At 42.7% G+C, this 5,534-nt stretch carries 5 protein-coding genes; all 5 read left to right on the forward strand.

Annotated elements, in window-relative coordinates:
* Window positions 1-138: 138 nt before the first annotated feature.
* Genes GBV73_RS10265 through trmB form a run of 5 tightly spaced genes read left to right on the forward strand, consistent with a single transcriptional unit; the run spans window position 139 to window position 5,462 of the window.
* Window positions 139-1,416, forward strand: coding sequence for an ABC transporter substrate-binding protein (locus GBV73_RS10265; protein WP_087036786.1), 1,278 nt, complete (start codon window positions 139-141; stop codon window positions 1,414-1,416).
* Window positions 1,417-1,429: 13 nt separating this feature from the next.
* Window positions 1,430-2,311 carry a carbohydrate ABC transporter permease gene (locus GBV73_RS10270; RefSeq protein WP_087036784.1) on the forward strand — a complete coding sequence of 294 codons (882 nt, stop codon included), beginning with the start codon at window positions 1,430-1,432 and terminating at the stop codon, window positions 2,309-2,311.
* A 13-nt stretch (window positions 2,312-2,324) separates the two neighbouring features.
* Window positions 2,325-3,158, forward strand: a complete 834-nt coding sequence (locus GBV73_RS10275) for a carbohydrate ABC transporter permease (RefSeq protein WP_253910362.1) — start codon at window positions 2,325-2,327, stop codon at window positions 3,156-3,158.
* 13 nt (window positions 3,159-3,171) lie between these two features.
* On the forward strand, window positions 3,172-4,410 hold the full coding sequence (treT, locus tag GBV73_RS10280) for a trehalose synthase (RefSeq protein ID WP_042701343.1): 1,239 nt from the start codon (window positions 3,172-3,174) through the stop codon (window positions 4,408-4,410).
* Between the two features lie 35 nt (window positions 4,411-4,445).
* Entirely contained in the window at window positions 4,446-5,462 is a 1,017-nt protein-coding gene (gene trmB, locus GBV73_RS10285; protein WP_087036779.1) for an HTH-type sugar-sensing transcriptional regulator TrmB, read from the forward strand.
* Window positions 5,463-5,534 lie beyond the last annotated feature (72 nt).

The following is a 5,534-nucleotide window of genomic DNA, read 5'->3' on the forward strand; positions in this document are numbered from 1 at the left end:
TTCATGTTCCCCCTTCTTTTTCTAAAGTACTGCCAGTAACTTAAACCTGACACCCCACAGCTTATCCTAACAGTATCCGTTGTTTATCCGTAAAGTATATATACTTTTAGTATACACAACGTACTGAGGTGTCTCTATATGGACGTCAAGAAAATGTTGCTCAGTCTAGTTTTGGTTAGTATTTTGGGCATTGCAGTAGTGGCAAGCGGGTGCATTGGTGGAGAACAGACTTCTACCCCAACCACGGTTACACAGAAAGAAACCGTTACAGAAACAAAAGTGGGAGAGCAGATTACTCTGAAAGTGATAGGTCCGTGGTCCGGGGCAGAGCTTGAGTCTTTTATGGAAGTTATTAAGGCTTTTGAGGCTCAACATCCAAACATAAAGGTGGAGTACAAAACATACAGAGCTGAAGACCTTTCGACTATTCTACCATTGCAATTTGAGTCGGGAGATGCTCCAGCTGATGTCATTGCAATGTGGGGATGGTTTATAGCAGAAATGGGTCAAAAAGGCCACTTGATGGAGTTTAATGGTGTAATTAACCCAGATGAATACGTGTCTGGGATTCTTGATACCGTAACTGTCGATGGAAAGATTTATGGTGTTCCATTCACGGCTGCAGCTAAGCCGGGATTCTGGTACAGAAAGTCGTTCTTTGAAAAATACAACTTAGAGCCTCCAGAGACGTGGGACGAATTCGTAGCGTTGCTTGAAAAAATCAAGCAAATACCTGGAGTTAAGGCACCAATCGTTAGTGGAGACAGCGTTGGGTGGCCACTTTCAGACGTAACAGAACACTTCATCTTAACCTTTGGAGGAAAAGACCTTCAGCTTAAGCTCATAAACGGAGAGGTTAAGTGGCAAGATCCACAGGTGAGAAGCATATTCGAGCAAAGGCTGGTGCCTCTCCTGAAGGCTGGATACTTTAGTGACCCAATAGAATGGACATCCGCAGTAGATCTATGGTGGAAGGGAGACTATGCATTGTACTTTATGGGAACTTGGATAACCGGAATGGTTGACGATCCAACAGATCTCGGCTTAATTTCATTACCGGGAGTAAAAGCAATGGTTCTTGGTCCGGACTACTTCATGGTGCCTAAGTACACAAGCCATCCTGAAGAAGCCATGGAACTTGCCAAATTCTTAGCAACGGAGGGACAAAGAATTCACGTAGGTACTAAGTCAGGAAAACTGGCAACATGGAAGAAAGTATCCATTGATGACTACTGGGAGCCAATGAAGGATGTTGCAAAAATTGTTGCCAATGTTGAGTCAGCACCTGACCTTGATGACAGCGTTGGAGGAGAGTGGCAGAAGGCCTTCTGGGACCAGTTAAAGCTCCTGTGGGTGCAACCAGACAGGCTGGATGATGTATTAAGCACTCTAGATGCTAAATTCCCAAAGAAGTGAGAGGGGGATCCCAATGAGGAGCTCCAAATCTTTAACTCCCCTCTTTTTCCTTTTACCTGCACTAGCCCTAATGGTTCCTTTTGTGATATATCCAGTACTCAAGACGGTATACTTGAGCTTCTTCCTTGACGGAAAGTTTGTTGGTTTGGAAAATTACAAGAATGTTCTGCTGAGTCCTGATATCGTAAACCTCGAAAGATTTCCAACAAAGTCTCCCCCTTGGGGAGCTCTAATTCACAATGTAGTGTTGATAGCCATTCATCTCCCCGCAACTGTGTTTTTAGGATTGGGAATTGCTCTTCTCTTAAGACGGAAGGAAGTTAAAGGGAGTTCCGTAGTCAAGTCCATAATCTTCTTAGGTATGGTTATACCAATGATCGTTGGAGGTTTAATAATTCGCTTTCTTTTTGAAGAAGGCGCCGGTGTAATCCCGGCAATTTTCAGGTTACTCGGCATTGAGCGGCTCGCAATTACCTGGACAGCGTATCCGGAAACTGCACTTTTTGCCGTGATTTTGGGATCAATTTGGATATGGACTGGTTTTAGCATGCTTATGTATTCGGCGGGCTTGGCCTCTATACCCAAAGACTACTATGAGGCCGCTTTAATAGACGGTGCTAACAGATTTCAAATCTTCAAAAACGTGACCTGGCCTCTGTTAAGGCCAATTACTGTAGTGGTAGTGGCAATGACCCTGCTCTGGGATCTAAAAATCTTCGATGTCGTCTACGTGGCTACAGGCGGAGGCCCAGGTGGAGCTTCAATGGTTCTTGCACTCCAGATGTGGGACTACTTTGCAAGGGCTCTCAACTACAACTACGCCGCTGTAGTAGCGGTGCTCTTGACGACACTGACACTAATACCTGCCCTGTGGCTAATTAGGAGGAGGGAGTGAGATGGGCGTTCCGATGTACAAACTGAAAAAATACATAGTATCAAACGCACTTGCCTGGACTATAGGAATAATTTGGTTGATACCGTTTATCGGAGTCCTTATGGCCTCAATAAGACCGTATGAGGAGATTGTAAGTGGATGGTGGCATTTTGATACATTCACAATAACTCTTGAAAATTACATAAAAGCCTTCAATCACCCAATGTTTCCCATTAGTGATGGGTTAAAGAACTCTCTGATAGTCGCAATACCCTCAGCAATCGTTCCTTTAATAGTGGCTGCATTGGCTGCCTATGCCTTTGCCAGATACAGTTTTCCGGTAAAGCACTATCTCTTTGCGTTTATAGTATTCCTAATGGCGCTTCCACAGCAGATGACGGTAGTTCCGTTATACTTCCTCCTGAGGAACCTCCATATGCTGAACACGTTCGGAGGCCTAATAATTGTTCATTCAGCATGGGGGTTGGCGTGGATAATCTTCTTCATGAGAAACTATTTCTCAATGTTGCCAACAGACGTCGAAGAAGCTGCTAGAATCGATGGAGCAACTGATTTTCAAATATTTTACAAGATTGTCCTGCCAATGGCACTGCCAGGATTAATCTCGGCTGCGATACTCCAATTTACGTGGGTATGGAGTGACTTCTTCTTGGCTTTGGTCTTTCTGCAAAATCCAGAGAAATACGTCGCTACTCAAAGGCTTCCTCTGCTTAGGGGGCAGTATTATGTAGATTGGGGTATACTGACTGCAGCTTCAATTATGGTTATGATAGTCCCGCTGCTTGTCTACGCTCTCTTCCAGAAGTACTACATAAGTGGTATGATAGGATGGTCAACTGAAAAATGATGGAGGGATGGAAATGTACGAGGTAACAAAGTTTGGTGGAGAAGGTAAAAGGCTTGAAGACTACAGGGAAATAATAGGGGATGAAGCCTTAGAAACCATTAAAGAAAAGGCAGAGAATCTAAAAGGCAAGAGCTTTATCCACGTAAACTCCACCTCTTTTGGTGGGGGTGTGGCAGAGATTTTGCACAATCTTGTTCCCTTAATGAAAGACGTTGGAATAGACGCAAGATGGTTTGTAATTGAGGGTACAAACGAGTTTTTCAACGTTACAAAGAGCTTTCACAATGCTCTCCAGGGAAATAAAGAGCTTAGACTAACTGAGGAAATGAAGAAACTATATCTTGAAACAAACAAAAAGAACGCCGAAGATTTCGACCTAACACCCTTCGATTACATCCTGATACACGACCCCCAGCCAGCACCCCTTATAGAGTTTTACGAGAAAAGGCAACCTTGGATTTGGAGATGCCACATAGATTTAAGTGACCCCAACATGGAATTCTGGAAGTTCCTGAGACAGTTTGTAGAGAAATATGATAGGTATATATTCCACATGGAAGAATATGTTCAAGAGGATTTAGACAGGGAAAAAGTAGTCATAATGCCTCCCTCTATTGACCCTCTAAGTGAGAAGAACATGGAACTCAGTGAAAGTGAAATCCTGAGGACCTTAGAAAGGTTTGACGTTGACCCTGATAGACCGATAATAACTCAGGTAGCCCGCTTTGACCCGTGGAAAGGTGTCTTCGACGTCATTGATGTTTACAGGAAGGTCAAAGAGAAAATACCGGAAGTTCAGCTTTTGTTGGTTGGTGTAATGGCTCATGATGACCCCGAAGGCTGGATATACTTTGAGAAGACCCTGAGGAAAATCGGTGAGGACTACGACGTTAAAGTGCTTACAAACCTCACTGGAGTTCATGCAAGAGAAGTAAATGCCTTTCAGAGAGCCAGTGATGTAATCCTCCAGATGTCTATTAGGGAAGGGTTTGGATTAACTGTTACCGAAGCAATGTGGAAAGAAAAGCCTGTAGTGGGCAGAGCTGTGGGAGGAATAAAACTTCAGATAGTGGACGGAAAAACAGGATTCCTTGTGAAGGATGTCAACGAAGCCGTTGAAAAAACTCTGTATCTTCTTGAACACAAAGACATAGCGCAGGAAATGGGCAAAAATGCCAAAGAAAGGGTTAAAGAGAACTTCATAATAACAAAGCATCTCGAGAGGTATCTTGATTTACTAAATTCTTTTTAAACCCTCCTCCTTACATACTTTTTAGGTGACAGTATATGGAGATACCTCCGGAAATTTCGCATGCATTGAGTGAAATTGGATTTACCAAATACGAAATTCTTACCTACTGGACTCTCCTAGTTTATGGGCCCAGTACGGCTAAGGAAATCTCTGCAAAAAGCGGGATACCGTACAACAGGGTCTATGATACAATATCCTCCTTAAAACTTAGGGGATTTGTGACTGAAATTGAGGGAACACCAAAGATATACGCCGCCTACTCACCAAGAATAGCATTTTTCAGGTTTAAAAAAGAACTTGAGGACATAATGGAAAAGCTCGAAATTGAACTTAAGAACATGAAAAAAGAAGAACAGAGACCTGCAATATGGAGAAGCAGGAGTTTTGACGAGGCTCTTGAAATGTTCAGGGAGTCTTTATATTCTGCCAAAAATGAGGTGATAGTAGTTACTCCAAGTGAATTTTTTGAAACTATTAGAGGAGATTTGCTAAGAACCCTCGAAAAGGGCGTTACAGTATCCCTTTATATCGACAGAATACCAGATCTCTCGGAGTTTAGAGGGAAAGGAAATCTCTTTGTTAGGCAGTTCTACAAGCTGAATCATCTAATCGGCATGGCAGATGGAAGGGAAGTGGTTATGATCCAAAATGTGAGCTTTAATCCAACTCTTCCACCGAGCTTTAAAGCAACTTATCCAGAGGTGATATTCTCACAATACAGTCTTATAATAGAGATATTCAAGGAGTCGTCGTTGGAGGCTGAGTATTTAGGCAATCCTCAGGATATCCGGTTCTTTGCCATGTTTCATGCTGCAGATTTTGTAAAGAGGCACATCAACAAAAACACAATAACGGCAGAAATTGTTGGAAAAAACATCAAGACTGGAAAAGTTGAGACCCTTTATGGTAATGTTGTTGGATACACTCTCTCCTTTAAGGAAGCCGTTAACAACATTCACCTCGAGACTGAAAAAAGTGTGGTAAAAATTGGAGGAATGTTTGCTGTTATTGAAGATTACGAAAGTACCGAAATAAAATTCATACTGGGGTGATTCCTATGGCTGGTGTGAGGCTTGTAGATGTTTGGAAAATATTTGGGGACTTCCAAGCAGTAAAAGAAATGA

It is taken from the genome of Thermococcus sp. 101 C5, assembly GCF_009372125.1.
Lineage (GTDB): Archaea > Methanobacteriota_B > Thermococci > Thermococcales > Thermococcaceae > Thermococcus_A > Thermococcus_A bergensis.

Coding starts and splice junctions, on each gene's coding strand:
- GBV73_RS10265 (WP_087036786.1), top strand. CDS start 139: ATGGACGTCAAGAAAATGTTGCTCAGTCTAGTTTTGGTTAGTATTTTG.
- GBV73_RS10270 (WP_087036784.1), top strand. CDS start 1,430: ATGAGGAGCTCCAAATCTTTAACTCCCCTCTTTTTCCTTTTACCTGCA.
- GBV73_RS10275 (WP_253910362.1), top strand. CDS start 2,325: ATGTACAAACTGAAAAAATACATAGTATCAAACGCACTTGCCTGGACT.
- treT (WP_042701343.1), top strand. CDS start 3,172: ATGTACGAGGTAACAAAGTTTGGTGGAGAAGGTAAAAGGCTTGAAGAC.
- trmB (WP_087036779.1), top strand. CDS start 4,446: ATGGAGATACCTCCGGAAATTTCGCATGCATTGAGTGAAATTGGATTT.